Source organism: Stenotrophomonas sp. CASM106 (genome assembly GCF_049384825.1).
Taxonomy (GTDB): Bacteria; Pseudomonadota; Gammaproteobacteria; order Xanthomonadales; family Xanthomonadaceae; genus Stenotrophomonas; species Stenotrophomonas muris.
The window spans coordinates 293,032-319,066 of sequence record NZ_JBMRFS010000004.1 but is presented as its reverse complement, the minus strand read 5'-3'; the positions used below and the strand labels follow the sequence as shown (position 1 = coordinate 319,066).

The 26,035-nt window shown below is 59.4% G+C and carries 20 protein-coding genes, 3 pseudogenes and 1 other annotated feature; of the genes and pseudogenes, 11 read left to right on the top strand and 12 right to left on the bottom strand.

Annotated features, from left to right (window positions below; translation table 11 throughout):
• Window positions 1–184 precede the first annotated feature (184 nt).
• Entirely contained in the window at window positions 185–493 is a 309-nt protein-coding gene (locus VG556_RS11960; RefSeq protein ID WP_414608459.1) for a helix-turn-helix domain-containing protein, read from the bottom strand.
• Between the two features lie 768 nt (window positions 494–1,261).
• Between VG556_RS11960 and VG556_RS11955 the strand changes: the two genes are divergently transcribed.
• A complete protein-coding gene (locus tag VG556_RS11955; RefSeq protein ID WP_024957965.1) occupies window positions 1,262–1,564 on the top strand; it encodes a putative quinol monooxygenase in 303 nt (100 codons plus the stop codon).
• Window positions 1,565–1,819: 255 nt separating this feature from the next.
• Here VG556_RS11955 and VG556_RS11950 read toward each other — a convergent pair.
• A pseudogene (locus tag VG556_RS11950) lies at window positions 1,820–2,982 on the bottom strand (IS3 family transposase).
• Window positions 2,639–2,755: a sequence feature (AL1L pseudoknot), on the bottom strand. (Overlaps the previous pseudogene by 117 nt.)
• A 130-nt stretch (window positions 2,983–3,112) precedes the next feature.
• Entirely contained in the window at window positions 3,113–3,634 is a 522-nt protein-coding gene (locus tag VG556_RS11945) for a substrate binding domain-containing protein (RefSeq protein WP_223224751.1), read from the bottom strand.
• 35 nt (window positions 3,635–3,669) lie between these two features.
• Between VG556_RS11945 and VG556_RS11940 the strand changes: the two are divergent.
• The 4 genes and pseudogenes from VG556_RS11940 to VG556_RS11925 all read left to right on the top strand — a co-directional run.
• Window positions 3,670–3,786, top strand: a pseudogene (locus VG556_RS11940) (antibiotic biosynthesis monooxygenase); the annotation flags it as partial.
• A gap of 384 nt (window positions 3,787–4,170) precedes the next feature.
• On the top strand, window positions 4,171–4,950 hold the full coding sequence (locus VG556_RS11935; RefSeq protein ID WP_125358468.1) for a hypothetical protein: 780 nt from the start codon (window positions 4,171–4,173) through the stop codon (window positions 4,948–4,950).
• A gap of 196 nt (window positions 4,951–5,146) precedes the next feature.
• The gene (locus tag VG556_RS11930; protein WP_024957969.1) at window positions 5,147–5,875 is read left to right on the top strand and encodes a hypothetical protein; all 729 of its coding nucleotides are present in this window, start codon (window positions 5,147–5,149) and stop codon (window positions 5,873–5,875) included.
• A gap of 804 nt (window positions 5,876–6,679) precedes the next feature.
• Window positions 6,680–8,848, top strand: a complete 2,169-nt coding sequence (locus VG556_RS11925) for an AAA family ATPase (protein WP_053451505.1) — start codon at window positions 6,680–6,682, stop codon at window positions 8,846–8,848.
• A 110-nt stretch (window positions 8,849–8,958) separates the two neighbouring features.
• On the opposite strand, the gene VG556_RS11920 is transcribed toward VG556_RS11925, so the two are convergent.
• The gene (locus tag VG556_RS11920) at window positions 8,959–9,987 is read right to left on the bottom strand and encodes a hypothetical protein (protein ID WP_053451504.1); all 1,029 of its coding nucleotides are present in this window, start codon (window positions 9,985–9,987) and stop codon (window positions 8,959–8,961) included.
• 399 nt (window positions 9,988–10,386) lie between these two features.
• Here VG556_RS11920 and VG556_RS11915 point away from each other — a divergent pair, with 399 nt between their 5' ends.
• Window positions 10,387–10,893 (top strand): NIF family HAD-type phosphatase, encoded by a 507-nt coding sequence (locus tag VG556_RS11915; RefSeq protein ID WP_194434212.1) that lies wholly within the window; start codon window positions 10,387–10,389, stop codon window positions 10,891–10,893.
• 307 nt (window positions 10,894–11,200) lie between these two features.
• On the opposite strand, the gene VG556_RS11910 is transcribed toward VG556_RS11915, so the two are convergent.
• Window positions 11,201–11,485 carry a helix-turn-helix domain-containing protein gene (locus VG556_RS11910; RefSeq protein WP_077684463.1) on the bottom strand — a complete coding sequence of 95 codons (285 nt, stop codon included), beginning with the start codon at window positions 11,483–11,485 and terminating at the stop codon, window positions 11,201–11,203.
• 306 nt (window positions 11,486–11,791) lie between these two features.
• Between VG556_RS11910 and VG556_RS11905 the strand changes: the two genes are divergently transcribed.
• The 3 genes from VG556_RS11905 (at window position 11,792) to VG556_RS11895 (ending at window position 14,627) form a co-directional block, all read left to right on the top strand.
• Complete coding sequence (locus tag VG556_RS11905) at window positions 11,792–12,256, top strand: carbohydrate porin (protein ID WP_053451503.1); 465 nt, start codon at window positions 11,792–11,794, stop codon at window positions 12,254–12,256.
• Window positions 12,257–12,531: 275 nt separating this feature from the next.
• Window positions 12,532–13,890, top strand: a complete 1,359-nt coding sequence (locus tag VG556_RS11900) for an amidohydrolase family protein (protein WP_080374809.1) — start codon at window positions 12,532–12,534, stop codon at window positions 13,888–13,890.
• Between the two features lie 512 nt (window positions 13,891–14,402).
• On the top strand, window positions 14,403–14,627 hold the full coding sequence (locus VG556_RS11895; protein ID WP_032964219.1) for a helix-turn-helix domain-containing protein: 225 nt from the start codon (window positions 14,403–14,405) through the stop codon (window positions 14,625–14,627).
• Between the two features lie 465 nt (window positions 14,628–15,092).
• Here the strand turns inward: VG556_RS11895 and VG556_RS11890 are convergent, their stop codons facing one another.
• From VG556_RS11890 to VG556_RS11880, 3 genes are read right to left on the bottom strand one after another with little or no spacing between them, the layout of a single operon-like run.
• Window positions 15,093–16,895: a hypothetical protein gene (locus VG556_RS11890; protein ID WP_032964222.1), complete on the bottom strand. Its 1,803-nt coding sequence runs from the start codon at window positions 16,893–16,895 to the stop codon at window positions 15,093–15,095.
• 2 nt (window positions 16,896–16,897) lie between these two features.
• Window positions 16,898–18,520, bottom strand: coding sequence for a hypothetical protein (locus tag VG556_RS11885; protein WP_053451502.1), 1,623 nt, complete (start codon window positions 18,518–18,520; stop codon window positions 16,898–16,900).
• Entirely contained in the window at window positions 18,517–19,638 is a 1,122-nt protein-coding gene (locus VG556_RS11880; RefSeq protein WP_053451501.1) for a tyrosine-type recombinase/integrase, read from the bottom strand. The genes VG556_RS11885 and VG556_RS11880 overlap by 4 nt, the downstream gene beginning before the upstream one ends.
• Before the next feature lie 40 nt (window positions 19,639–19,678).
• Here VG556_RS11880 and VG556_RS11875 point away from each other — a divergent pair.
• Window positions 19,679–20,281 (top strand): annotated as a pseudogene (locus tag VG556_RS11875) (ATP-binding protein); the annotation flags it as partial.
• Between the two features lie 25 nt (window positions 20,282–20,306).
• On the opposite strand, the gene VG556_RS11870 reads toward VG556_RS11875, so the two are convergent.
• The 4 genes from VG556_RS11870 to yidA form a co-directional block, all read right to left on the bottom strand.
• Complete coding sequence (locus VG556_RS11870; protein WP_032958800.1) at window positions 20,307–20,741, bottom strand: NUDIX hydrolase; 435 nt, start codon at window positions 20,739–20,741, stop codon at window positions 20,307–20,309.
• Between the two features lie 93 nt (window positions 20,742–20,834).
• A complete protein-coding gene (locus VG556_RS11865; RefSeq protein ID WP_049408008.1) occupies window positions 20,835–21,224 on the bottom strand; it encodes a hypothetical protein in 390 nt (129 codons plus the stop codon).
• Window positions 21,225–21,401: 177 nt separating this feature from the next.
• The gene (locus VG556_RS11860; RefSeq protein ID WP_111144158.1) at window positions 21,402–23,720 is read right to left on the bottom strand and encodes a TonB-dependent receptor; all 2,319 of its coding nucleotides are present in this window, start codon (window positions 23,718–23,720) and stop codon (window positions 21,402–21,404) included.
• A 673-nt stretch (window positions 23,721–24,393) separates the two neighbouring features.
• Window positions 24,394–25,227 carry a sugar-phosphatase gene (yidA, locus tag VG556_RS11855; protein ID WP_100450734.1) on the bottom strand — a complete coding sequence of 278 codons (834 nt, stop codon included), beginning with the start codon at window positions 25,225–25,227 and terminating at the stop codon, window positions 24,394–24,396.
• Window positions 25,228–25,376: 149 nt separating this feature from the next.
• On the opposite strand from yidA, the gene VG556_RS11850 reads away from it, so the two are divergent.
• The gene (locus VG556_RS11850) at window positions 25,377–26,033 is read left to right on the top strand and encodes an exopolysaccharide biosynthesis protein (RefSeq protein ID WP_100450735.1); all 657 of its coding nucleotides are present in this window, start codon (window positions 25,377–25,379) and stop codon (window positions 26,031–26,033) included.
• Window positions 26,034–26,035 lie beyond the last annotated feature (2 nt).

Below are 26,035 nucleotides of genomic sequence, written 5' to 3'. Positions count from 1 at the left end.
AGAAAACAGTGGTAAAGCTAACAGTATTCCCAATACTCTGACCTTTGAAAGGTCACTGAAAACTATTTTGGCACGGCTGGTGCTTTCGCACCCAACGCACGATGTAGTAGACGCAAGTGGGTAGGCCTTTGCTTCGGACAGTTTCCCGGCGGTCTCCAGCCGTACATACACCAAACGCCTCTGGTCATCCACCGCGTCGCAACTCCCTGACACCCCGGCCCAGCTTACGGCGCAACAGGGCCCGCAGGGTCACCCCATCCGAGTACCCGACCTGTGCGGCGACCTGGTCGACGCTCGCGTTTCCGGTGCGCAGGAGATGCACGGCATGTTCCACGCGCAGGTCCTGGAAATACGACAGCGGTGTCTTGCCCAAAACGCTTTGCAGCCGCCGCGCCAAGGTACGCTCGCTTGTGCCCGCGGCGCTGGCCGCCTCGGCGAGCGAGAACCCCTTCGCGAGCCGACGTCTGGCCCAGCACTCGAAGCGCTCCACCATCGGGTCGGCATGCGCAAGGTGGTCGGGAATCACGAACTCGGCTTGCGAACTGCGTGTCTCGACCAGCAGATAGCGTGCCACCAGGGCCGCCAGCGCCGGACTGCGCTCCCGGATGATGCGCAAGGCCAGGTCGACGTGGGCCAAAGCGGCACCCGCGGTGGTGAAGCGTGTCGAGTTCACGATCATGCGTGACTCGTCCAGCGTGACGTTCGGATAGCGCTGCCGAAACATCGGCCCCAGCCACCATGACGTCGTCGCACGATGCCCATCAAGCAGGCCACTCTCTGCAAGCAAGAAACTACCGGAGCAAGCGGCACCTAGGTGCGCGCCAGCGGTGGACCACTGCTGTAGCGCCGCGACCGCGTCGGGCACGTCGGGGCGTGTGAGCCGAGCCGAGAGCGTGTCAGGCATCTTGTCACCAAACGCGGGCACAAGCACGACGTCTGGTTCCGGCATACCACGCGCAGTGACCACGGGGACCGTCAAGCCTTGCGCAGTTCGGATGCGACGCCGCACGCCCACCAGCGTGAGCTCTATGTGCGCGGGAGCCTGTGGCAGCGAGCCCGCCATCGCATTGGCCAAGCCCACTGTGTCAGTGAGCGCCGCAAGCCCCAGATCAAACACGCCATCACAAACAAGGATGTGGAGTTTCATGGCAACAATGATATCAAAGTTGTCATTATTGCCTATAGAGATGGTTGTTATGAGGATTTAGATTGCAGGCTCGTTGATCCATTCACCTAACCCATTTACCCAAAGGAATACATCATGACCAAGCTCGCTCTGTTTGTTCGCCTCGAAGCCAAACCCGGCCAGGAGGCTGCGCTTGCCGACTTCCTGGCCAGCGCACTGCCGCTCGCCAACGCCGAGTCCGGCACCACGGCCTGGTTCGCATTGAAGTTTGGCCCCTCGACGTTTGGTGTGTTCGATGCCTTTGCCGATGAGGCAGGTCGCCAGGCGCATCTGAACGGCCAGATCGCCGCGGCCTTGATGGCCAACGCCGTGACCTTGCTCAGTTCTCCGCCCAATATCGAGAAGGTCGAACTGCTTGCAGCCAAACTGCCTGCATGACAACTCGGCCTTGACCCAATCAGCTCACGCTGCAGGATGGGGGTCACACAGCCCTACGTGCGACCCCTCACTCGTGTGATGACGAATGAGTTTCTCAATAGCCTCGGGTGGGACTTTCGTATGGTAGCTGTGCGCACGATACGCCTGGGAGTTCTTCCCAGCGCGGAGGCCCTCCTGTCTTGACCGCAGTTCCTTGGACCCGGTGTAGCGTAAGCCTGAATCGCCCCGGGATTCCCGGAGGCTCGTTGGCGTGAGTCACGTCTCCGTGACGTGCTGTCGCTGTTGATAGTAGTTCGCTTCGGCTTCGGCGGGTAGGATGTAGCCGATCGATCCGAGTAGTCGCCGGTGGTTGTACCAATCCACCCAGCGCAGCGTGGCCAGTTCCAGCTCTTCGCGACTGCGCCAGGAACGACGATGCACGACCTCGGCCTTTTACAACCCATTGATCGTTTCGGCCAGCGCGTTGTCGTAGCTGTCTCCGACGCTTCCGACAGACGGCTCGATGCCGGCTTCGGCCAGGCGCTCGGTGTAGCGAATCGACACATATTGCGATCCGCGGTCGCTGTGATGCACCAGCGCGTCGCCCGGACGCCGCGCGTGAAGCGCCTGTTCGAGCGCATCGAGCACGAATTGGGTCTGTTGGCTCGACGACAGCTTCCAGCCGACGATTCGCCGTGCGTAGACGTCGATGATGAAGGCGACGTAGGCGAATCCCTGCCAAGTCGAAACAAAGGTGTAGTCGCTGACCCACAGTTGGTCCGGACGGTCCGCTTTGAACGTGCGATGCACCAGGTCCAGCGGACAGGGTCGGGCCGGATCCGGATGCGTCGTCCGAACCGACTTTCCGCGCACAACCCCGGCAATCCCGAGTTTTCGCATCAAGCGTTCGACCGTGCATCGCGCCACCTCAATCGCCTCGCGGTTCATCTGGCGCCACGTCTTGTCGGCCCCGTAGACCTCGTGGTTCTCCGTCCAGACACGCTGAATCTCCGGCATGAGCGCAAGGTCACGCCGGACGCGCGGCGACGCCCGGAGCGTGTCCCGGCGCCGCGCAGCATGCTCCCGGTACGACGACGGAGCGATCTGCAGAACGCGGCAGATCGGCTCGACTCCGTAGACGTCGCGGTGCTCGTCGACGAACGAGCGCATCACTTGGTGCGGCGGTCGAGCTCCGCCTGGGCAAAATACGCCGACGCCTTGCGCAGGATCTCGTTCGCCTGGCGCAGTTCGCGGTTCTCGCGCTCGAGCTGCTTCAATCGCTCCAGATCCGACGTCGTCGGCCCGGCACGCATGCCTTGGTCACGCTCGGCCTGCCGAACCCAACGACGAAGGGTCTCGGCCGTGCAGCCGATCTTGCCGCTGATCGAACCGATCGCGGCCCACTGCGAGTCGTGGTCCTTCTGGTGCTCCAGCACCATCCGGACGGCCCGCTCCTGTACCTCGGGGGAAACTTCGACTTTCTCATGGCTCCATCCTCTCAAGTGATGGAGCCTCCGGGGAAGCCGGGGCGATTCATACAGTCAAACGAGTGACTTGTTCAGACCTTCCCTAAGGCAAAGCCGGCAACGACCCAATAGCTGTCTGCAATTCATCGAACACGACCCGGACTCTCGCTGGCACAGGGGCGCGCTGAGGCCGATAGACATACAAGCCCCAAGCCGGGGGCTCTTCCTTCTGCAGAACCCGCACCAGTTTTCCACTGGCGATATAGGGGGCCGCCATGTAGTCCGCCAATTGAGCAAACGCAATTCCGGCCAATGCGGCGCCCATTTCCATGTCGGCGTTGTCCGCGATGAAGGCTGGCGACACAGGCGTCCACTGGCGTCCTGCACTGAAGTGCCAGGACCACGGTCGCCCGGTAATGATGTCGATGGCCGCTGTCACCGGAGAACCGGCCAGTTCATCGACTCCATCCGGTGTTCCCACCTTCTTGGTCAGACGCGGAGCTGCAACGATTGTAAGGCGCATATCGGCAGCCTTGCGCGCGACGAAACGACTGTCGCGCATGAACCCGACCCTGACCCCGACATCGATCTTGTCGTCGACCGCATTGCTGATGCGATCAGACAAGCGCACACCAACATGATGTCGGGATGACGTTTGGCAAAGCCCATCTCTCCGGCAAGGTTGCGGCGGCCTTGATGGCAAAGGCCGGGGAATTATTCTCCGAGCCGCCGACCATCGAGAAGGTAGAGGTGCTTGCGGCAAAGCTGCCCGGCTAGGCAACTCGGCAGGCGTAGACAGCCGAAACCGCCTTCGGGCGGTTTCAATGGCTGCTGGCTCGAAAACAGGGGCCAGTGCAAATAAAACCACCCCTTCGATGGGCGGCTCGACAGAATTGCAGAGGCGCACGACACATCGTCCGCTTTGGGTCGGTAGCGGACATTGCCACCTTCCCTTACGGTCGGTCTGGGCCCATGTCCGCTTTCCGCCAGAAGCAGACTCTAGGGGGAACTCCAAGCAATCGTATGCATCATCATGCCGACTGAGCGGACGCGGACGAGCTGATCGAGATCGGCCGGGCCGGTGTACTGGACTAAGCACGCTCACGCGATTCGATCACCCAAATTAGTGTCGATCAGTTCTGCTACGAGGTAGATTCCTGGATGAAATCGTTGTTGCAGTGCGTTGAGTGCACCAAGTCGGGCAGCGTCCAACCGTACCTGTTTGTAGGCGACTACTACGATGGACACACGGTCGAGGCCACATGTCCGCTCGGCCACGCAGCATTCTCCATCGTCCAGAACCCAAAGTTCGAAACGCTGCTGACCGCTGCCGCAGACGCATTGATCCATGATCAGACGCTTCAAGCTGTCGCATGCCTGGCTGCGTCGCGCGAGCGACTTTTCGAGCTTGCGATCCGTGTCTTCGCCCGGTCCAGCGGTGTTGATCCGGGCAACTTCGAGGCTTCGTGGAAGGAGGTGGCCTCGCAGTCTGAGCGGCAGTTCGGTGCTTTCTTGTTTCTCTATCTTGCTGCGACCGGAAAGCCCTACGAGTTCGACAAGAAACTGGCTACTGCCCGGTACGCGGCGCTCCACAAAGGCGAGATTCCAACGACAGGCGAAGCATTCGATTACGCAGGCAAGGTCTACCAAGAGATCTCGAACTTGGCGAACTACCTGCGGACTGATCACAAAGAGTCGCTGCGTGCCGTGCTCCACGAAGAGAACATGCGTAAAGCCGGCCGAGCTCCCAAGGGTGTTCCAGTAGGAACCATTGCACTCTTCAGCATCTACGGAATCGAGGCAGAAGAGAACAGGGCAAATTTCAAGGAAGCGTTCGATCAGTACAGAGACTGGTTGCCCGCGCTACCGGAAGTTGCGGAATCGACACAAAAGGCTTCTGGCGTGCATACGACAAGGAGTCATCCGCCGCACTCCGAATAGAACCTTGCTTCCATGGTTCGCTGAGGCGGGATCCGCTTCGTACGCATTCCGATTCATGTGACGTCACATGATTGGACGTTAATTGAGCACTTCAGAGTGTCTCGGTTCGGAGGCACGTATTTTCGACAAGGCATACTACAGATACTATTTGGCAACAGGCATACTTGATTCACCTCAGTAACCTTCTCACTCGCACATGTCGAGCTTTCTCAACCCTGACGCTCTGCGGCTCTTCTTCGGCCCCCATTTCGACGTGGATGTCGCCATGGACGCGGTCATGCGGTACCAAGGCGTGAATGTCCTCAAAGGCGAACTTCGTGATTCAGCGACCACAGGTGTCCCGCACACGGGTATCCGGCTTGTCGGCCATCACGACGTGGACACCGGGTCTTCGATTTTCACTTTGATGCTGGAGCCCGGTCATATGAGCGGGGTAAGTTTTTTCGCTGAAAGCAAACATCGCTTGTTCGGAGGCAGCACACTGGTGTGCGTGCCCCTGCTTTACTGCTCGACGGAGTACACACCTACCGGTGATCACATCGTCTATCGGCATACCTACAAACGGCCACTGTTCACTCAAGAAGAGCTTGAGAGAATTAAAAAGAGTGGAACCGCAGAAGAGCAAGTTAAGGCGTTTGTTTTCACCAAAAGCCGTATCGGCTACGAGACGATCAAAGGCATGAGCTATGTCGGCCGATCTCGGCGCTCGTGGCAGCAAAGATACATGGAGCACGTTGAAGAAGCGCTGGAAAAGAACTCGAACCGCCGCTTTCACGAGGCTATGCGGGGGATGCAGGGCCAGAACGTGATCTGTGTGCACGACATCTCGGCTTATGGGATCCCTGAGGCCTCAGCCAAAATGATCGAAAGGCAACTGATCAAGACTTCCACGTTGTATCCGATGGGACTAAATATGCGGATCTAGACCCGTGAGAGTTCATCCGCAACGTCATCTTTCTGGTGGCAGGAAATCGACCACTGGCGCAGTGTCCGCTTCCGGCCAAGACTGGACCTCGACTATCCAAAGGTGCACAAATTGAGGTGTTCTCGACACTCTGCAGTAGAATCTAAGCAGATTTTTCCGGGGACTCAGCTCTCCATCTAGCAGTGACAATCCTCTTCGATCAGCAACATAGGCGGGTGTAGGCGTCCTTCACGAAGGAAACTACCTTCGGTGCCAAGCAACGGTGGCTTCCCGATCCCTACAACACGATTGGCTGGCGCGGTGATCGGTACCGGGTTACTCGCGTGCTCCTGCTACCCGCACCTAGCTTAAGGCAGGGCTGATAGCGACGGTGCTACAAGTCTCTACCGGCACCTGTCGCGGGTCTCCGCCGCTTGGTGCACCTCTACGCCTACTATAGATTGAGGTCCATCAGCGAGATTCCATCGGCGAAGGGTGGCGACCTCTCAGAGGCCCCCCCCTGCCGGAAGTCCAGGCCTAAGTGACCGCATCAGCTTTCCGAGCCATCCGTACGGCCCGTGCAATGTGACAGCTGATCGGTCTCAGTTGGCTCTAGCCGATCTGGCCGAACCCGACTGGCGGTGCAGCCCCACGCCGAGCTGCACTGCCAAATTACAGGATACGCTGGCATCTAGGCCAAACTGATGTTCCACAATATCCCCCGGCCGACGTCTTGGATCTTGCCACTCTGACTCGGGGAAATCTGGCTTCGAACCGCAAAGAATGACCTAGGAAGCTCGAACTAAAAATTAGGAGAGAGAGAGAATGGAAAAGCTCAAGCTCCAACTGGAGAACTGCTACGGAATCCGCAAGTTGGACGTCGTGCTGGACTTCGCCGGCACGGCAGCTATCGCCATCTACGCACCAAACGGCTCGATGAAGAGCTCTTTGGCATGCACCCTTCAGGACATCGCCAATGGAAACCCATCGCGCGACAGAATTTTCCCGAACCGCGCGACGGTCCGCGTGGTCAGCGATGAGAACAATGCCGACCTCGTTGCTAGCGATGTACTCGTGCTTAGGCCATTTGAGGATTTCGCCAGCAATGGAAACGCCACCGCTACGCTCTTGGTGAATGCCACACTTCGTGAGGAGTATGAAGCGCTGCACACTGGAATCACCGCTGCGCGAGCAGCACTTGTCATGGCGATCAAGACCACCTCGAAAACCAGGCGCTCTGTGGAGCGCGAGATTCTGTCAACGTTTGCGCCTGCAGACGGAGATTTCAACACTGCTTTGGTTGAGCTTAAGGATGAGCTGTCAAAGGACTTGAAGCCAGACTTCAAGGATGTCCCCTACGACGTGCTAAACGATGAGAAAGTCGTGGCATTCTTGGGCCAAGGTGATTTCCGCACGGCGATCAACGAGTACACGAAGAAGTACAACGAGTTGCTCGCCGCGTCGAAGTACTTCAAGAAGGGAGGCTTCAACTATTACGCGGCTACCAACGTCGCCAAGGAGCTGAAGATCAGTGGCTTCTTTAAGGCAAATCATACCGTTCGACTCAGCGGAGACGAAGAGAAGGAGATCAAATCCGAGACAGAGCTCCAAGCTCTTGTTGATGCAGAGCGCGCCAAAATCTCTGAGGATGCTGCTCTTCGGAGGAAGTACGAAGAGCTTGAAAAGCAGATCCAGAAGAACGCGCAGGTTCGCGAGTTTGAGGCGTACATGCAGGGGCACGAGGAACTGCTGCCCGAGCTGGCCGATCCAGCGGCCCTGAACAAGAAGCTCTGGCTGTCCTATCTGAAGGCGAATCACGATCTATACACTGACCTCATCAACAAGATCGAGAACGCTGCGGTTCGCTCAGCCAAGATTGAGGCGCAGGCCGGCCAAGAGCACACACAATGGCAGGGTGTGATTGATATCTTCAATAGCCGCTTCATCGTCCCGTTCCATCTCGAGGTGGCCAACAAGGTTCAAGTTGTTTTGGGAACGGAGACAGCACCGCGCCTGGGCTTTGTCTTCAAGGAGGGGGGTGATCAAGCACAAGTCGAACGAGACACGCTTCTACAGACGTTAAGTACTGGAGAAAGAAGAGCGTTTCACGTATTGACTATGTTGTTTGACATTGAGGTACGCGGCTCGGCAGGCAAGCAGACACTCCTAGTTGTTGACGACATCGCCGACTCTTTTGACTACAAGAACAAGTACGCCATCATCCAGTACCTTTCCGACTTGGCTGAAGGCCAGAATTTCAAACTGCTCATCTTGACCCACAACTTTGATTTCTATCGGACCATCGAGAGCCGTCGTCTCGTTCATCGGAAGAACTGCTTCATGGTGTCAAAGACAGCCACTGGGATAAGTCTGGAGGCTGCCCAGGGCGTGCGTAACGTCTTCATCAATGTGTGGAAACCCGCATTTTTCACCGATAACCGCAAGAAAATCTGCTGTATTCCCTTCATGCGCAACCTGATTGAGTACATGAAGGACGAACAAGATCCAGACTATCTTCTCCTCACGTCCCTGCTTCACTGGAAGGCCGGTACAGATCAGATCACCGTGGCGGATCTTGATGGCATCTACTCCAGGCTCTTTGGCATCAACGGACAGTCTGGCAACCCTGGAGAGCGACTCATCGATATTCTAGGCATTGAAGTCGCTACTTGTCTGCAGGCCCCGGATGGAATCAACTTCGAGAATAAGGTTGTGCTGGCGATTGCTACGCGCCTGCAAGCAGAGCGATTCATGGCGGGGAGGATCAACGATTCAGCTTGGCTGGCTGCGATCACAACCAACCAGACTCAGGCGCTACTGAAGCGCTATCGGAACGACTTTCCTGCCGAACTTCCCAACATTGGCGTCATTCAGCGCGTCCTACTGATGACGCCGGAGAACATTCATCTGAACTCTTTCATGTATGAGCCAATCTTGGACATGTCCGATCAGCATCTTCGCCGCGTCTACACGGAAGTCGCCGCATTGGTCTAGCGGCGGAGGCTGTGCTTCCTGCATTACGGCGACCAGCGCACCGCCGCCGATGACCACGAACTAGTCCCGGAGTTTCGCAAACCACTGGCCAAACTCCGGCGCGCCGGCGATCAAGCGAAGACCTCATCGAGCAGGTCCCGCAGCGCGCCGTCCAGTCTCGGGTCGCCCTGTCCCTGCAGGGACAAGTACAGCGACAACCGGTCCACGGCGGCGCCCGCGCCGCCCAAGCGGGTGGAATAGGCCCAATGCTGCACATCTGCGTAGCCCTCGCCGGCCACGGGGAACCATTCTGGTTCCGGATGCCCACGGAAGTAGTCTCGCGGAATCGCCGCGACCGGCCGCGCTGGCGCTGCCAGTTCGGTGAACACGGACAGACCGGTTTCCCCTGCAGCACGACAATCATCGGCCGGCAGCATGGCCAAGCCACCCTTGCCGATGCCGGTTGTGCGCAGCACCGGCGAGCGCAGCCGCCGCAGCGCCGCCTCCCACAAGGACCGTCGCGTTTGCAGGAACCGCAGGCTCGTCTCCCGTCCCTTGCGCCGGGCGCTGACCAAGTTAGCCGCCACCAGTTCGCGGGCTACCCGCGAGGCGGTCATTCGCGAATAGCCTGCCTCGCGCGCAAGTTCGAGCGGCACCCACGGGACGCTCCCAGGGATGCCGCGCTCCTCAAAATCGGGCCGCAGTAGAGCGGCGATCAGAACTGCTTGCGCTGGGTGGCTCAGGTGCTTCCCAACGGATAGGGGCACCGGTGGAGACGAATCGCGCTCGCGCAGGCTCATCAGGAAACTCGGAGCGAACAGCTGGCTGCCAGGCACAACGAAATCCACACGAGACTCGATGAGCCTGGAGCGAGTGTATGGCGACACGCCCGAGAGCACGAGAACGACCCTCAAGCCGGCCTTTTCAGCCAGCAGGTGCACCTGTGCGATCAGCCGAGAAGGTGGCGTGGGTTCCGCCTGTGTCGGGACCTTGGCCAGCAGCACCCGCAGGCCCAGCAGATCAATCTCGGCTAGGCGGAACATGCTGTTGAGAGAGTGGGGCAAGAAGCGCGCCTTGGAACTAGGCCTGGGCTCGAACTCCGCGACCATGTCGGGTAGTAAGTTCTGGAGGTAGTGGGCAGCAGCCTGGAGGTCGTTCATACAACCGTATGTAACAAAGTAATCTGACAGTATCACAGAGCGGTTACGATCTAATCTGTCCGTTACAATCCCGTGCATGATTTACCCTGCTACCTAGGCAGGCGAGCGCTCCACTCAGACTCGAGTTGCTTCCTCCTGCTCACTGGGGAGTTGACGAAGGGCCGCAAGCAGCAGGTCATACGGGAACTGGGGGTGTGCCCCCCTCGCGCCAAGCGGTCATCCGACGGCCTTGAATCCATTCGGCGCACTAGCTTGGCATTGCGCGGATGCATCTGAACTGGCCAATAGACTTGGCATCTAGAGGCAATTGGACACTTACGCGTGCCCGTGCGCTCACGCGCCATTCTGCCGGGCGTACCAGGAGGCTCACGATGTGGACAAGGCCGCTCGATGCGCGCAATGTGCGCTGTGACCATTTGTAAGACGGAACTTCCCGTGCGGCCGACCATACTCGCATTGGATCTTGAGGGAACTCTCATATCCAATGCCATCAGCCAGATCCCCCGACCAGGTTTGCGTAGCTTTCTGGACGAAATGCGTTCAAATTTTGACAGTCTTGTCCTTTTTACCACCGTGCCGAAAGATCGTGCGCAAGCAATTGGAACTCTCTTAGCGAAAGAAGGCAGCGTCCCTGCTTGGTTCTCTGGGCTTCAATACATTGATTGGTCGGGAAAAACCAAGGACCTGCGCTACGTCTCCCCATACCTTGGCAATGCGCTGCTACTCGATGACCATGGTCCGTACGTCCATCCCGGACAAGAACATCTCTGGGTTGAGATTCCACTCTTCGGGTCTCCTTATCCGCCAGACGATGACGGACTAGAGGTAGCCTCGCGCCTTATTCGCGCACGAATCAGCGAGCTTATCAGCGCGAGCAACGAAACTCGCCGAACAGAGCCGCATTGAACATGCGTCGGCCCTGCAGCTATCCGCGACCGCCATGGCGGCGTTCGGCCCTCAACCCTATGAACGGCCGACGCTATACTGGGCGCAAGCCGTCCCGGCATGTCCTTCCATACACTACGGCTCTTTCTGTCGCCGAAATCGCGTACTGAATGAAGCGCCAGGTCGGCCGAAGTTCGGTGTGCTATCGACCACCTGGAGCGCTATGACCACAAGGACCTTGCAACTGGTTCGAGCCTCAAGTAATCAGCCAATGTCGGGGAATTGTTACTCGTGCAGCGCAGGCGCCGACCCAAGGCCGCTCCAACCTCTAGCTCGCCCGGCTGCGCAATCGCTTAGCCTTCAGCATGGCCATTGGACTAACGGTGGGCACTGGTACTAGCGTGGTCAGGTGCTGTTCTAATCCCAATGCCTTGAGGACAGAGATCAGCGTGTGAACCGTTGATCCTTGCCCACTCTCAAGCTGCACCAATGCTCTGCGAGAGATCCCGGCTTTATCGGCCAACGCTGCCTGGGACACGTTGGAGAGAAGGCGACGCGCCCTCAACCGCTTTCCCAGGGCTTCCGCAATCTCTTCAGGAGACTGGACTGGCATGTGACTCATTTGCGCGCAAAAGTGCTCATTAGGGCCTCTCTTCACAGGTTGTGCGCGGAATGCTGCGCAATCCCAGCCTCTCCGTGCCCCGTAAAAATGGCAATGAAAGCAAGGCAGCGCCCCATTGTTACACTCGGATAAGGGCAGCCAGCTTAGCGGTTCCGACTAATGCTCGCACTGTAGCGACCATCATGTCCTCCCGAGGGCAAGCGGGCGGCCGCCATGACCATGCGGCGGCCGAGTTCTTCTCTAGCGCTAGCGCCTCGGAGCCGGTGCTCCTGAGGAGGTCGGGCTACGTGCCATTTAGTGCTGGACGCTATTTCTGAGGCGTCTAAGATCATCGATAGCACAGCTTCCGGGCGCCTCAGCGCGGTGCACGACGTCCACCTATCCCATGAGGGCTATCAGAGACGGTTGAGCCTGTACCTCAATGGCACAGTGGTTGACCGGAGAACGAGCACCGTTGACCGCACGATTGCTATTGGCGCGTCGCTCTCAGGCTTCGTCACACGGCCGGATGACGAGCTAGGCCTATCCATCGCAACCAGCCATCTGAACAGCCGGGTTTCAGCAGACCGCCGCTTGCGGGAAGTCTACGGATCTGGCGTCCGGCCAGGCAACGATGAGTTCGCGGCGGAGTTCTACTACCGAGTGAAACTCGGGCCGCACCTGTCATTCAGCCCAGATCTCCAGTGGATCAAAAGGCCCGGCGGCAACGGAGACCGTGGAGATGTCGTCATCATCGGTGCCCGTACGTCCGTATCGTTCTGAGGCCGCTAGAAGCGTAGGTAGGTGATCATCCGCTTGCGCGCCATCGGTTCTGCACGCCTTTCGGCGTAAGTAGCTTACTTCAGAACCAAAAACGTGTCTGACGGTAGTGCCCGTATCGCTTGCTAGTTCCCCCTCAAGTTCTCTACTTCATTTGGGCGGCGACAGAGCCTCCCATATGAAGCTCGTGTGAGCTGGCATGAGATTCCTTATGGCAATAATGCTCAAAAAGCGACCGCAGCCAATCTAGTCATCCACGACTTCCTGAGGACGTACGCATGCGGCTTACTAGCGCGACCATTCTTGCCAGCTCCGTCTTTCTGACTGCCGTTTCGACGTCATACGCCGAGGACATTCTGGTGGAAGGCGGATATGTGATGACGATGGATCCCGGCGTCGGCGATCTAGAACAGACTGACGTTCTGATAAAGGGAGGACGCATTGTTGCCATCGGCAGAGGCCTCAAGGCGGGCACCGCTAGGCGCATCCAAGCAAAGGGTGCGATCGTGTTGCCGGGATTCGTTGACACCCACTCCCATCTTTACGTCACGACAATGCGTGGTCAGTTCCGGAACAAGGAAGGTCAGTTCTTTCCTGTGAGCTCGAAGCTTGCAGGATCAATGACACCACATGATGTCGAAACCGCAATGCATCTTGGTGCACTGGAGCTGATCAGCAGCGGAATCACCACCACGGCAGACTTTTTCGACAACGTTATTGGCCCCGCGCATGGGGAGGCGGGATTGCGCGCACTTCAGCGATCTGGAATTCGTGGGACGCTGTACTACGGGGGACCAGATAAGACCACGAAGCACCCGATGAATCTCGATCAACTTCGCTCTATTGCCTCTAGGCTGGACAAGAGTGCCCAAGTGGGCGTCGGCTTGGCGTGGCGGCTACCACGTAATCGTACCGATGCTCGCAACTGGGCCATGCGTCAGCAAGAGTTCGATACAGCAAATGAGCTGGGACTGCCTATCCAGGTGCATGTGAGTGGCGAACCTGGCCCAATGCTTGATGCACTCATTGAGCGTGAGTACCTATATCCAAACCTGACCGTGGTTCATGCCCCGGATGCCAGCGCGGAACAACTCAGAGTTCTAGAGGCAGCTGGCAGCAGCCTGGCCGTGACGCCTATCAGCGAACAGCGCGTTGGATACGGGTTAACCCGCTTTGATCAGTTCGCACTCGTCAGTAAGCAAGGGCTCGGCATCGATGGTAATTCGCTAGCTGGCAGCGCGGAGATGTTCGCCACCATGAGACTTGCATCCCTTACTTGGAGTGGCGGGGCACGTAGCGAAACGGCACCGGATGCGCGGTCCTTGCTTGAATTGGCAACGATAGGCGGCGCAGAGGTCGTCGGTATGGCAAGCGAAATTGGCACACTGTCCGTGGGTAAGCGCGCTGACCTGCAGATCATCCGCTTGGACTCGTTGAATCTCGCAGGCTTTGGCGGCGGAGACCCTTCAGCCTTGCTGGTCCACTCGGCACACCCAAGCGACGTTGACACAGTGATAATCGGCGGACGGGTAGTCAAGATCGATGGCGACTTGGTCGATGTAGATCGACCCAAGCTTCTGCAGGATGCGGAAGGATCTGCGCGTGCTCTTACGTCAAGGGTAGCGGAACGCGATTGATAGCCTTCGAGGACATCCACGTCCCAGCTAGTAGTGCTAAGTGCTATCCCCAATAGAGGGCTCGAGAGATTGGTGGGAACACGCCCCGCGAGAGGAAATGAATAGGTGCATGGCCTGCCTTGACTCCATGGCCTCCAATGGCAGCTCGATTCTCAATCGATAGCAGATTGATCTTGCATAGGCGATCTGGGCTTTGGTTGGCCGCTTTATGTCCCAGTCCAATAGCTCCGGCACCAGGCGCGAGAATTCGGCAGCCAGTCGCCTCGAGATCGCACCTGAATGGCCTCCCTGCTGGAGCTTCTCGAGCTGACGACGTAGGTCGAGCTCCGACTCTTTGGTTAGGGAGAGCTCCAACGTGAACTCTGAGTCTGAATCCACCAAGAAGAAGCTCATTTCAGCACCCCAGCAGGTTACGGGACAGTCACCAGCGCCAAGGCCTCGATCACCAGTGCCGGCCGGACGCTACCGTAAGTACTGTAGACCAAAAGTACTGCACGACGAAAGCTTAGGGCGTGAAAGCGCCACCGCCCCAGCAAGCTCTAGGGACTGCCATTAAGGAGGGCAGGCTGGCGCTGGGCGTCTCCCAGGAAGAGTTTGCAGCTCAACTCGGTATGCATCGGACGCAGCTTGGCCATATCGAGCAAGGCAAGAAGGACTGCCGGCTCTCCACGATCATCCGGATTGCAACGGCTCTGGATGTGCCGGCTTCGTCCTTACTTACATCAGCTGGCCTTTGATGGGCCAACCAGTCACGCCAGCAAGTTGGCGCTAGCACGCGGGGTCGTGACGTTAGCGACACGACTACCGATGAGGATCCAACTATCGAACTAGCTTCGGTCCTTTGTCGGTACGCCGCTTGAGCCTGTCACTACGCGCACGCTCCTGCGCGAGCTTCTCGCGAACATCTGTCAGCTCGCAGGCCAGCTCCCCACACAGCGTTGTAAGTACCTTCACTTTCGCCTTCTCAGATTCATATCTGACTCTCAACATCTCCAGCTTCAGAGCATCAGCCGCCCGGGCGCTCGGAGCATCCTGCGCAGATACCGCATCATTGAGCTTGCCCAAGGCCACTCTGTGTGATTTATAGAAAGCTTGTCTACTGATACCGCATGCGGAAGCGATGGAGACCACCGTAGGCTTAGGGCCACCCGCCCTCCAGCGAGCAATCTGCGCCTCAGTCTCGGCTAGAACTATCTGGCGCATCAGAGGCTACTCCCTATTTTCTTCAGGATCAGCTCCGTCGAAGCCAGGCGCTCTTCAGCAATGCGACGAGACTGCTCGGGAATTCCCCTCAGCTTGAGGAAACTGATCAGATCTTGCCTTCGCAACTCCCACCAAGGGGCGTGCTTGGCTGTAGCCGTAAAGTTGAGACAACCAGCACATGTGGAAGGAGTGCGCTTGCCGGGATTTGGGCCATTCGCATCGCCGTCACAGCGACTTCGCGCCTCGCGATAGAAGCAATAGCCCCAGTCGCAAGGACCGAGTACCACACCGGCACCCAGCATCCTCATCACTTCAAGATTTGTCGATGCTCGCTCCAAGACCCCGTTCATCCGTGAAATGCTTTCCGCGATAACAGGTGTAGGCAAGTTCGTATAGACGTGCTCAGCACTAATCAAATCATCCATAGCGCTCACTACCTCATTTGCGTTCTCCTCCTCAAGCAAAGTTGAGAGATCACGATCCAGACCAACATAGTAGGTGTCAGTGATCCTGGCTTCCAAGTGTCCGTACTGATATGCCAGAGCACCCAAACTCGAGCGGTCGCGCCGCGCAATGAAGCGCGCCATGAATCGGCGTAATGGTCGAAAGTTCAATTTCTCAGAATCAAGCCCAGGAATACTAGCCTCAGCGAATGCTCTCATGCTCCTGCGGAGTGCAACATAGCCATCGACTCTAGCACCACGCTGATCATCTCGAGCTTCAGCCGGTCCGCGTCCTCTATACATATTCAGCACGAAGAGCGCGGCGGTCCCGACATGATCACGAATCGGGCGCCCCAATCGCTCCAAGAATGCAATTGCGTCAGAGACTGCTGGCGCTGCGACCCATTCATGCGGCCTACCAGATTTGCTCAGAACCCCTTCGATCAAATCGGAGGTCTCTGCACCCGCCGGCATACCGAGCGCATTGGATGGCTTTACGCTTGCAGTCGTGAGCCGACGAGATTCGGATGGCCTCATGGAACTGAGCAAAGATATAATGAAGATCGCCGCTCCCTCAGCGATCTTCAGCATTATTTGCTCGCCATAGCCAACTCTTGGATCCAACTTAGCTAGAGCTTTTGACCTGAAACCATTGAAGGGCAAAGATCGCTTAGCGATGTAGAAGGAGTTCATCCTTCGGCCTGCTGAGCACAGCCTCCCAGCCTCTATCGCCATTACCTCACCCATGAAGGCTTCTATTGTGGGCCCATCTTCCTCTATTAGCTTGATTGCATCTGCCAAGAGCATGAGACATTCCTGCTCACTCAGGTCGTCATCCACCTTTCTTTTCTTAGCTGCAACTGATGCCTCCTTCGACATCCTTTTTCCTACGCGGACCATCTCTGCGCGCACTACTGCAGACACATCTCCCACGTTGAGTAGAAAATCCTCGACACAGATGAATTTGGCCCGCATCCGAGTAGCACCCGCCTCCACACGGCCGACTGCGCGACTAGCATCGGTCCATGGGCAAATGAGCTCGGGACTCAGATCGCTTGGCGAATCCACGCCTTCCTCATAACACCAAACGGCAAAGCTTCTAAGGACGATAAATCGTTCGTAGAGGACAAGAGCATAGCGTGTCGATCGTTCCAGCCTACCAAGCATAGCAAGTGCCAAATAGATCTTTATCGGCACTTTCCAGCCATCAGGGATGCACGAGAAATCGAGCCTTCGCGTCTCCACAATCCCGTCGATAACGTTTCGTCTGAGGAACCACTCATCATCCTCGAAGTTGATACCGAGACCGTCGAGAGACAATTCGCTGACCGGCGGCGTGGCTTGGCGCAAGGATTTCATGGCTACTCCAGACCAATAACAGGGACAGATACGGAGAGCTTCTCTGCTTCACGAAGAACCACTTTCGTAACCCTGCCAAGCAACGCAGACAGGATTTCGTGCGAATTCTCGTACGCGTGCTTGTACCTGGCAGCCACGTCACGAGAGGTCACCGCCAGTCTCTTGATTTCGTCAAGTTCCCGTTGAGCAGCAATCATGCGTGCAACGTGCCGCGGACTATCCAGCACAGCTACGCTATTGGGGCAGAAGGCGCAGTAAAGGAAATCCAGGCACTTCTGACCCTTCTTGGATGCGGGCGCTTCACCTGAGAGCGCGTCGGTGCAGTCGTAACCCTGGGTAGTCTCGTAGTTTCTTGGATGCAAGCCCACCGCTTTTGCGGACTGGACTACCTTCCCCATAAATCCCAACAATTTCGCTTGTGCGGCCCCCTTGCGCTCAGGCGACCTAATATAGAGGCCGGTGGTCTTGGAATTCTTGTGCTGAAGCTCGGATTGGACTCGCTCAATCTTCTCGCCTCGATTCCCAAGGAGCCTCGCGCCGGACAACCTCAAGTCAACAAAATTGAAGTCGGGTAGGCCATGCCGGTCTATGAACAGCGCCAGTTCGTTGTGCCATGACTGAATCGACACGCGACCTATGCTGCCACGACACAAACTAAGGAAGACCGTGTCCGCACGAGCACCCGCAGCGATACGAAGTACCGAAGTGAATTCGACTACCTCGCCGATCAATTTTGGGATGGCGTACGCACCTTCGGTACTGACTGAAGCCGAGCTCTGCTCAGTCGCCCTGAATTTATCCCAGGTGAATTCTTTCTTTAATGGGTCGACGGCATGATCACTGATGCAATCAACGCATAAGGCCATCAAACCCCCAGGATTCCCGCCCGTTTCGATTGCTATGTACAGCAGGTATGGGATGTAGTCGCAGATCTCTAGAAATAGGTACCTCTTTAGAGGCCGGTACTTTACGCTGTATGGCGTAAAGCCCGCCGCACAGAGATTTATCTTTCCGAGTACGCCTTGGGCCATCCCTCGACGCATGCCATCTAGGTCAGCTCTATCCTTGGCTGTAAGGCATTGCACATCAGCTCCATTTGCCAATGACGCCATCACCCTTGTACGCGCCCTTACCTCATCGATCCCCTTCTTTGAAGCGATGAGAATGCCACGCATCTCCTCTTCGGAAAGGATGTTTTCTCGAGAACACTCCTCTTCCCTCTGGAACTGACCTCGGGGGAAGTATATGTTCATCCATGTCACCGAGTTCTCGGTGTCGTTAGTGGCGAGCCAAGCATATATCTGTCGAAGCAGGTTAAAATGGCTTCCCCCAGTCTTTAGCAAGAGCTTCGCCTTAAGCCACTCCGCGTATCTCTGCGAGATCGTAGAGGACCTCATATTCTTCCACGGGTCGCCGTCCAGCTCGGTCAGAAAGTTTGCGAACTTTCGGATTGAGCCCCATGCTTGCTTTCGACTCTGCACCCTGTAAGTAGAGGTCACGCCGGTGAAGGCATTCAGCAACGCGTGAGTGGGCTTGCGGGGAAGGCCTAGCCGGGAGAAGTCATAGATGTTGACTGGGTCGCCAGGCGCATCGCCGGCGAAGACGGCCTCCGAGACGCCACTCATCCCAATGCCTCCTCTGTCTCAAGGATTGCCCTAAGCGTGCCTGAATCTATGGAGCTGACGGAGGCCAAGTAAAGCTCGGTTGTCTCTGCACTGTTGTGCGCAAGAAGATGCTGAATGACCTTGATCGAGTTGATGTTTGCACCTCGCCTCTCCATCTCCTCGAGACGACTCTTCATATGCGCGGCGAAGGTATGTCGCGACATGTGCGGTGTCACGTTCAGGCCAAGCACTTTCGCAGCTCGCCTGAAGGCTTGGTAGTAGGACTTCGATGTGACCGGCCTGCCTCTCGAGTTCAGAAAGACCCGGCTTGTTTTCTCAGTGGAGTTCGCAGCTGCCTTGTTCCTACTTGTCTGGCAGTAATCGAGTGTTCGTTGTGCCAAGCGGGAGGTCACCACCAGATTGATGACTTTTCCGCCCTTCGTCCGAGTCTCGATGTAGTTGACATTCAGTGCGTTCTTTGGAAGCTGTGTGAGATCGAGATCTGCAACGGTGGTGCGACGAGCGCCCGTCCCGAGAGTCCAAAGGAACATCAGTGAGTAAGGCATTTTCAGGGTTGCCGCCATGAGCGAAGTCTCCTCCGGACTCATGGCACGCACTTTTCTCTTGTAAGCCTTTGCCCGCCGCAGCCGACTAGTTCGAGCGAGGAACTGTTTGATCGGCTCCGTCTCCCAGGACCCGCCTGAGTCTGCCAGGCCCTCACCGTCCCAATGCTCCAGAAACTTGTAGAACTCTCGAACGGTGGTCGTCCGTAGGTTGATCGTTTCGCTAGCTAGTCTTCTCTTTCGATTCGGTGCCGTGGACAAGAAGCGACGGTACTCGCTGAGCAGCAATGCAGTCGGCCTCGTCCAGTCGCCTCCGTTGCATTCGACGAATTCCAGCCAGCTCTTCAGCCCTTCGGCGTAAGTGGAGAGCGTCTTCTCCCTGCTACGGGTGGAGTCGATTCGAAATGTGTCCAGGAGAAACGCAAAGGCCCCCCAATGAAGCTGCCCTTCTTCAGAAACCAGAAGGGGGAAGCGGGGCTCGAGTCTCGGGAGGGGAGTCTCTTCAAGCGCCGCAGAAGCCGGAATGAGCTTGTTCAGCTCGGTAAGCGGGATCTCTGAAGTCCGCAGCAGATGCATTGAGCACTCCTCGGGGGTTTACATGTACCATGCTACCCTAATTCCAGAGTGGAACCGCAGCGCGCTGGAGACCCTGCGCGAGCCGCTGGAATCCGGCCACATCCGCATCGCCCGCGCGGCACGCAGCGTGCAATATCCGGCGCGGTTCCAGCTGGTGGCGGCGATGAATCCCTGCCCCTGCGGCTGGGCCGGTGACCGCAGCAACCGCTGCCTGTGCAGCGACGAGCGTATCAACCGTTACCGTGCGCGGGTGTCTGGTCCGTTGCTGGACCGTATCGACCTGCATATCAGTGTGGCCCGTATGGACGCAGTGGAGTTGCGGGAGAGCACGCCGCTGGGGGAGCCCAGTGCGGCGGTACGTGCACGGGTGGAAGCCGCCCATGCCAAGCAGCAGGTGCGTGGCGGGCTCAACGCGCATCTGCCGCCGGCGGCACTGCGGGCCTGTACCCGACTGAGCGAGGCAGATCAGGACATGCTGGAACAGGCCATCGAGCGCCTGCAGCTGTCGGCGCGGGCGATGCACCGGATTCTGCGGGTGGCGCGCACGATTGCCGATCTGGCGGGTTGCGAAACGATCCAGACGGCGCATCTGGCCGAGGCCATTGGCTACCGGCAGCTGGACCGGGGGAAGGCGAGCACGTAATCGCAGCGGGCAGAATCAGGCCGCGTCATGCGGGCACACGTTCAAAAAGATCCGGCAGCCATTCCGGCTTGAACAGGGAAGCAGGCTGTTCTCTCATCTCTTCTACGCGCCACCATTTCCACGCCCTGATCGTGGCATTTTCCTCCTCCGTCCACCCGTCACGCTGGATGTCGGGCTGGTTGGGGCTGCGGACCAGAAAATATTCTTCCAGCCATCGCGCGGGCGTTGATCGGGCGACCGCGTAGACGGCATCGCGCTTTTCCAGCCGCACGCCTATCGGCAGATCCAATCCGGTCTCCTCCCTGAGCTCACGCCGTGCGGCGTCCGCATATCCCTCCCCGGGCAGAAGCTCCCCGCCCGGTGTAGCCCAGAAGGGAGCGTGGTGTTCATCGTGATACCGGAACAGCAACACCGCATCCTCAGCAACGATCACAAGGCGTGCAGATCGTCTGATTTCCATCGTTTCCCGTCCTTACCGGCCCGCCCCAGAATAGGCCAAAAGCAGGCGGACCAAGAGAAAGCCATCAACGCGTGTCGATTCCTGGCCAGTGATTCACTTTCCCGGGATGGGCGCCTGTCGCCGGACGGCAACGGACGCCATGCGGCGGCTGACAAGGCCGAAGAGGTCCTGCAGTTCGGCTGCGCGCTCGGGCGTGCTGTTGCTGCCGAAAAGCACACGCGCCAGCGCGGCTTCACGGGTGTCATGCGGGAACCGCAGGCGGTCCCGGTACACCTTCTGGCACACCAGCCAGGCCCGGCGCAGCCCACCGCCGGGCAGCGGGCGGACCACGCGTTCGTAGACCTGCCAGAACTGGTACTCGCCCTGCAGATCGATCGCCGGCGCCACGGACAGCGCCTGCCGGGGCCGTCCTGGGCCCCGGATGCCGAACAACGGGGTTCGCGGGTTGTGCTGTGCCATGCCAACAGGATGACCCAGCAACATTGTGGGAACCTTGCGTCGCTGCCAGAAAACCCCTGTTGTTTGCGCAAGGCGGGCTTCCGGGCGGGTTTTGGGGGTCAGAGCCCTTTGCTGCGCAAAGGGATCTGACCCCGATCACGGGGTGGCTGCGGGGTCGGATCCCTTTGCGCAGCAAAGGGCTCTGACCCCACCCTCATCGCCTCAGAACGCCATCGAGGTACTGAACATCAGCTGCCGTGGCGCGCTGCGCTGCAGGGTCTGGTAATCCCCCGAGAACGACGAGCCGGCAATGGTGGCGGTGCCGATGCTGTGGCGGTTGAACAGGTTGCTCACGTCCAGCCGCAGCTCCAGGCCGGGCACCGCGCTGTCCGTACCGAAGCGGTAGGCGGCATAGGTATTGACCTGCCAGAACGTCGGCACGCGGATGTCGTTCTCGTAGGTGAAAGGTTGGCGCAGGTAAGAGGTGCTGGTGGCACCGAAGCGCCAGTCACCGAAGTGGGCGGACAGGTCGCTGACCAGCGAGATCTGCGGGTAGCCCGGCTGGGCGTTGCCCTTGATCGGGTACACCGTGTCACCCACCACGAAATCGCTGTCGTAGTACGAACGGGCCACGGCCACGCCCTGGTAGAACTGCAGGTGGTCGCTCAGGTCGGCGGTGATGCCAAGGTCAGCGCCGATCACGTGCATCTTCGGCATCAGCCGCACGGTGTTGATCTGCGCGAACTGGGTACCGATGGCGGCCGACAGCAAGCGGTTGTGGATGTCGTTGTAGAACACGTCGCCGGTGATCGTCAGCCGGTCGAAACGATGCGATGCGCCCACGGTGAGGTTCCAGTTCTTCTCCGGGCGCAGCGTGCCGGCCACGCGGTCGAACTCCTCCTGGTCGGTGATGGTCCACGCCGAGGCGGTGTAGCCGATGTTGCCGCGCTGGGCCACGCGGTAGCCGTTCATGGTATTGGCCAGGTCGATGAAGGCATCGGTGGATTCGGTCGGGCTCCAGAACAGCGAGACATGTGGCAGGAAGTTGCTCTTCGCGCGCAGCGTGCCGTTCACCGGCCGGTCCTTGGCATCACCGAGGCCGCCGCCGCTGGTGCGGAAGTCCACGGCCTTGAAGCCGACACCCAGCTTCAGTGTGTCGTTCAGCACGATGTCGTCCTGCAGGTAGAACTGACGCGAGCGGGTCACCCAGCTCGATGCGTTGTCGGTCTTGAACGCGGGGCCGTACACATCGAACGGGCCGGTGGCCTTCAGCGGCGGACCCTCGCCCAGCAGCGGCTGCTGGTACCACTCGGTCTTGGCGGCGGCCTTGCTCTTCTCCTGCCAGAAGCCGGCGGTGACGGTGTGCGCGCCGGTCTCGAACTGCAGGTTGACCATGCCGCCCAGCCGGTTGAGGCGCGGGGTCTGCACCTGTTCGGAGAACGGCGCGCCGTTGGGCGACGGCACGTTCGGGTCGGTCAGCGTGGCCTGGGTGTGGCTGTTGGCGTTGTACAGCTGCACGTTGCCGCTCAGCGCCGGACTGATCTGGAAGCGGTGGTTGATCGAGGACACGCGGTCACGCGTGCTCTGGCCGGTGTCGTAGGGAATCAGCCCGGACAGTTCACCACAGGTATAGGCGCCGCAGGATTTGTCTGCGTTCTCCGGCGAGGCCACGTAGTACGCCCAGGCGTAGTCCGGGTAGAAGATGTCGGCCTTCCAGCCCAGCTTGCTGATCATGTCGAAGGAAATGTTGTTGTAACCCCAGACCTTGGCCTTGCTGTCGGACAGGAACACGGTGACATCGCCCCAGGCGACGTCCTGCTGCAGCTTCAGGTCGCCGCGCAGGAAGTTCTGCGTGCCCTCGCCCTGGTACTTGTCGGCGGACACACGCTGCAGGTCGACCAGCACTTTCGGGCCATGCTCGCCGAGCTGGCCGCTCTGCCCGGATACGGTGGTGACCAGCGTGCTGTTGCTGCCCACACCCTGCTTCACGCGCAGGCTGGGCGTGTCCTGCAGGTCGCGCAGGCGGTATTCCAGGCTGCCGCCGTTGACGCTGCTGGAGAACACGCTGACCGGTGCGCCGCCGGGGCTGACCGTGATCGCGCCGATGCCATCGGGCACGCCCACGTTCACCACGCTGGTGCCGGTGAGCGAGAGGAAGCCGTTGTCGTTCAGCGGCACGCCTTCGAAGGTGATGCCCATTTCGTTCATGCGGAAGCCGCGCACGAACAGGCTGGTGGCGGAGATATCCAGGCCCAGCCCATCGGTGGCGGTATAGCTCGCGCCCGGCACCTGCTTCAGCATGGCCAGGCCATTGTTGCCGGTGACCATCGCGTCGAGGTCCTCGGCGTTGATGATGTAGCGGTTGGGACCGACCACCTGGGTCGGTGCCACGGCCGCGCCGCGCGGCGTGGCGATGACCTGCAGGGCGTTGAGCGTGGTGGGCGTGTCGAGCGCGGCGTCGTGCGTGTCTGCGGCGTAGGCAGGTGCAGTGGTGGCCGCGATGATGGCCAGGGCGAGGCGCGTCGTGGGTGGGGTGTTCATGGCAGTAGATCCAGGGTGCAGGGAGAGAGCCGCGCAGGCGCACGCCCAGCGCGTTGCAGCGCCGGTGTCGGCGCCCTGGCTGGCGATGCGATTGCGTTGAGGGCTTGACGGCGCGGTGCGTGCCGGTCAGTGGCAGACGAAGACGATCATCTGCCGTGGGATTCGGTGGGGTGATTTCGACGTGCGGAATTCTTGCATCGCGCTGCCGCATCCGCCATTGCGCGGTGGTACAGCGCCGATGGCGATGGGGATGGGTGGGTTATACGTGGGTATAGCCCCGGCATGGTGGGGGCCGACCTTGGTCGGTGCTCGTGTGCCAACCAAGGTTGGCACCCACCGGGACGAATGGGGCCTGGTAGAGGCCGACCTTGGTCGGCGCTTGCCGTTTGTGTGTGCCAACCAAGGTTGGCACCCACCGGGACGAATGGGGCCTGGTAGAGGCCGACCTTGGTCGGCGCTTGCCGATTGTGTGTGCCAACCAAGGTTGGCACCTACCGGGGCGAATGGGGTCTGGTAGAGGCCGACCCTGGTCGGCACTGGCCGCCTGCGTGTGCCAACCAAGGTTGGCACCTGCCGGGACGAATGGGGCCTGGTAGAGGCCGACCTTGGTCGGCGCTTGCCGATTGTGTGTGCCAACCAAGGTTGGCAGCTACCAGAGCATAGGGACGCGCGGCTACTGCAGGACGAAACGCTCGATCGCGCGCGCCACGCCTTCATCGGCATTGCTGCTGGTCTCAAACCGCGCCACCGCCTTCACCGCATCGATGGCATTGCCCATGGCCACGCTGGTACCGGCGTACTGCAGCATGGTGAGGTCGTTCTCCTGGTCGCCGATGGCCATCACGTTGGCGCGGTCGATGCCCAGGTGCTCGGCCAACTTCTGCAGGCTCGGCCCCTTGCCGGCGCGGTGGTCGAACACTTCCAGGAAGAACGGCGCGCTCTTCAATACCGCGAAGCGCTCGGTCAGTTCGCTGGGCAGGCGCGCGATGGCGGCATCCAGTACCTCGGGCTCGTCGATCATCATCAGCTTGATGAAGGACATTGACGGGTCCATGTCTTCCACGCGGCGATAGGACAGCGGCATCCGCGAGAGATGCGAATCGGCCACGGTGTAGTAGCTGATGTCCTGGTTGGGCGTGTACATGCGCTGGCTGTCCAGCGCCTGGAAGTGCACGCCCACTTCGCGGGCCACCTGCTCGCAGAACAGGAAATCGTCGAAGCTGAGCGGATACTCGACCACGGTTTCGCGCGTGCCGACGCGCTGCACCAGGCCGCCATTGCAGGCGATGCAGTAGTCGTCGTTGCCGGTGATGCCGAGCTCGTGCAGGTACGGCGCCAGGCCCGGAACCGGGCGGCCACTGGTCAGCACGATGTGCACGCCCAGCGCCCGCGCCTGCGCGATGGCCTTCCTGGCGCGGGGGGTGAGCTGGTGCGACGGGTCCAGCAGGGTGCCATCCATGTCGATGGCGACCAGTTCGATGGTCGATTGCCTGCGGCCCATGTCCATTGCGTTCAACTCGTGCGGGGCACGCCAGTTTAACCCCTCATGCCCGGTTCACCTCTTTGCCCACGTTGGCCGGGATACTGCAGGATCCTGTGCGTCCCCCACCGCAGGACGGCCCGCTGACCGCCCTTCCCTGGAGAAGCTTGCGACGCATGACCTACCGTGCCCCCGAAACCGACGACAGCGCCCCTCTGGCCCAGCAGATCGAGCAGATGATCGACGAGCTGCCCGGCGACCAGGTGAGGGTCGGCACCCTGCTCAGTGCGCTGGGCGATGAAGGCCTGTTGCTGATCGTGATCCTGCTGTCGGCCATCTTCATCATTCCCGTATCGATTCCCGGGCTGAGCACCGTGTTCGGCGCCTCGATCCTGCTGATCGGCCTGAGCCGGGTGCGCAACCGCCCGCTATGGGTGCCGCAGAAGCTGGCGCGCCGCGAGATCGCCACCGACAAGCTGAAGGCCAACCTGGGCCGTGCGCTGAAATGGGTGCACCGCATGGAGCGGCTGTCGCGGCCGATGCGGCTGGCGGTGATGGTGCGCTCGAAGAGGATGATGCGCCTGAACAACCTGGCGCTGGTCGTGGCCACCCTGCTGCTGATGGCGCCGGCCGGGCCGATTCCCTTCAGCAACACGCTGCCCGCACTGGCGCTGATGTCCTTCGCCATAGGCTTCATCCAGCGCGATGGCGCTGCGGTGGCGGCCGGTTATGGCTTCGTGGTGGCCACGGTGGTGTATTTCGGCGTACTGCTGGGCGGCGTCGGGTTTGCTGCCGAGTCCGTGTTCAACGGGGTGCGTGGCAACTCAATCTGATA